Source organism: Streptomyces sp. NPDC054841, from assembly GCF_053611045.1.
This window is the reverse complement of sequence record NZ_JBSGZO010000846.1, coordinates 1-1856: the sequence shown is the minus strand read 5'-3', so window position 1 is coordinate 1856 and position 1856 is coordinate 1. Positions and strand designations below refer to the sequence as shown.

Sequence of the window (1856 nt, the reverse complement as noted above, 5' to 3'; positions counted from 1 at the left end):
GTGGGTGCCGGCCCGTCCGTGCGTCAGCGGAGGTGCGGCCGGTTCAGCGGATCAGGCCTTGTCCGTACCGGTCTCGTGCTGCCCCTCGTCGCCGGACGTTTCGACAGGCGCTTCGACAGTCGCTTCCTTCGACTCGTCCTCGGCCGGCTGAACGGCGTCCGGCTCACCGGCGTCCGACTCGTCGGTCATCGCGTCGACGAACTCCACGCCGTCCATCTCGGCGAGCCGGTCGGAGGCGTCCGTCGCCCCGTCCTTGTCCGCCTCGACGGCCTTGGCGAACCACTCACGTGCCTCGCCCTCGCGTCCGGCCGCCAGCAGCGCGTCCGCGTACGCGTAGCGCAGTCGCGCGGTCCACGGCTGTACGGAGTTCGACGCCAGCTCCGAGCTCTGCAGGGTGACGATGGCGGCCTCCAGCTGCCCCATGTCCCGGCGGGCCCCGGCGGCGACGAGCCGCATCTCGACCTGACCCGCCTTGTCGAGCTTCTGCACCTCGGGCTCACCGGCCATCGCCAGCGCACGCTCGGGGCGGCCCATGCCACGCTCGCAGTCGGCCATCACGGGCCACAGCTCGACGCTTCCGGTCATCCGGCGAGCCGCCCGGAACTCCGCCAGCGCCTCCGAGAACTTCTGCGTCGCGTACGCGGCGAAGCCGGCGGCCTCCCGCACCGCTGCGACCCGCGACGCGAGCCGCAGAGCCACACGCGAGTACCCGTACGCACGCTCCGGGTCCTCGTCGATCAGCCGCGCGACCATGACGAGGTTCCTCGAGACGTCCTCGGCAAGCGTCTTCGGCAGGCTCTGAAGCTCCTGCCGCACGTCCTTGTCGATCTCCTCGCCCGTGACGTCCTCGGGGATCGGCAGCCGCTTGATCGGCTCCCGGTCACGGTCCCGCCCACGGTCCCGGTCCCGGTCGTCCCGACGCCCGTACCCACCACGGTCGTCACGCCCGCGGTAGCCTCCCCGGTCCCTGTCGCGGTCACGGTCGTCCCGGCGAGGCCCACGCGCCCGGTCGTCCCGGCGGAACCCGCCACGATCGTCGTCCCGACGCGGACCACGGTCGTCACGACGCCCGTATCCACCACGGCTGTCGTCCCGGCGGTCGTCCCGACGCGGGGCGCGGTCGTCACGACGGTCATCACGACGGAAACCACCGCGGTCGTCATCGCGACGCGGACCACGGTCATCACGACGGTCATCCCGACGCCCGTACCCACCACGATCGTCACGACGGTCATCGCGGCGGAAGCCACCACGGTCGTCATCCCTACGCGGACCACGGTCATCACGACGGAAACCACCGCGGTCGTCATCCCTACGCGGACCACGGTCATCGCGACGGTCATCACGGCGCCCGTACCCACCACGGCTGTCGTCCCGGCGGTCGTCCCGACGCGGGGCGCGGTCATCACGACGGTCATCACGACGGAAACCACCGCGGTCGTCGTCCCTACGCGGACCACGGTCATCACGACGGTCGTCCCTGCGCCCATAGCCGCGATCGTCTCGCGGGAAGCGGCTTCCACGGCTGTCGTCCCGCCGGTCGTCACGACGGTCGTCACGACGGTCATCACGACGCCCATAACCGCGGTCGTCCCGCGGGAAGGAGCCACCGCGGTCGTCACGGCGCTCACCGCCGCGGAAACCACCGCCACGGTTGTCGTCCCTACGGTCGTCACGACGCGGGGCGCGGTCGTCACGACGCCCGTATCCACCACGGCTGTCGTCCCGGCGGGGCCCGCCCCGGTAACCGCCCCGGTCGCCGCCACCGTCCCGGCGACGCGGCTCGCGCTCCGGACTGTCGTCGGAGGAGTTGGTGGACATGGTCATGGCTCCTGTCTTCTGGTACCGCAGTCATT

Annotated in this window: 2 protein-coding genes; both read right to left on the bottom strand. The window is 71.5% G+C overall.

Translation table 11 applies throughout. The annotated features are described in order from the left end of the window. Positions 1 to 51 precede the first annotated feature (51 nt). Positions 52 to 816, bottom strand: a complete 765-nt coding sequence (locus ACWGI8_RS43820; protein ID WP_453669151.1) for a hypothetical protein — start codon at positions 814 to 816, stop codon at positions 52 to 54. Further along, the gene (locus ACWGI8_RS43815) at positions 738 to 1697 is read right to left on the bottom strand and encodes a hypothetical protein (RefSeq protein ID WP_453669149.1); all 960 of its coding nucleotides are present in this window, start codon (positions 1695 to 1697) and stop codon (positions 738 to 740) included. The genes ACWGI8_RS43820 and ACWGI8_RS43815 overlap by 79 nt, the downstream gene beginning before the upstream one ends. Positions 1698 to 1856 lie beyond the last annotated feature (159 nt).